This is a genomic window from Promicromonospora kroppenstedtii DSM 19349 (assembly GCF_000515355.1).
Taxonomy (GTDB): domain Bacteria; phylum Actinomycetota; class Actinomycetes; order Actinomycetales; family Cellulomonadaceae; genus Promicromonospora; species Promicromonospora kroppenstedtii.
Window position 1 is genome coordinate 3722 of sequence record NZ_KI911728.1, and the last position, 487, is coordinate 4208.

The window sequence follows — 487 nt, forward strand, 5'->3', positions numbered from 1 at the left end:
CCTGGGCGACCGCCGGGCGCCTGCCGGCGACCTTCAGGCCCGCGGCGCGGGCGAGCAGCTCGGCGCGCAGCTCGTCGGCGTCGGACCCCTTGAGGAACCCGATGGCGACGCCGGAGTCGGTGCCGCCCGCCGTCTCCAGCGTGAGCTCGCACAGCCCGAAGAACCGGGCCACCAGCGGCTGCCGGATGTCGACCGACTGCAGCCGGTCCAGCCGCGCGTGCCGCTGCTGGCGGAACAGGATGCCGCGCCGCAGGTGCACGGTCTCCTCCCCGACGGCGAACGACGTCATGCGCCAGGCCAGCGCCGAGTAGCCCCAGCCCACGAGGGCGACGGCGCCCAGCGCGACCAGCAGCGTCCACCAGTAGCCGCTGGACACCAGCGTGATGAGGCCGCCACGCGGTCCGCCGTCGAGGCTCTGCTGCCCCAGGATCACGACGGCCGCGCCGACCACGGCCCAGCCCCGCACCAGCGGGGTGATCGGGTGGAC

The 487-nt window shown here is 75.6% G+C and carries 1 protein-coding gene; it reads right to left on the reverse strand.

Annotated features, from left to right (window positions below):
- Positions 1–487, reverse strand: a 487-nt coding sequence (locus tag PROKR_RS21560; RefSeq protein ID WP_036967233.1) for a PH domain-containing protein, incomplete at both ends; no start/stop codon positions are given.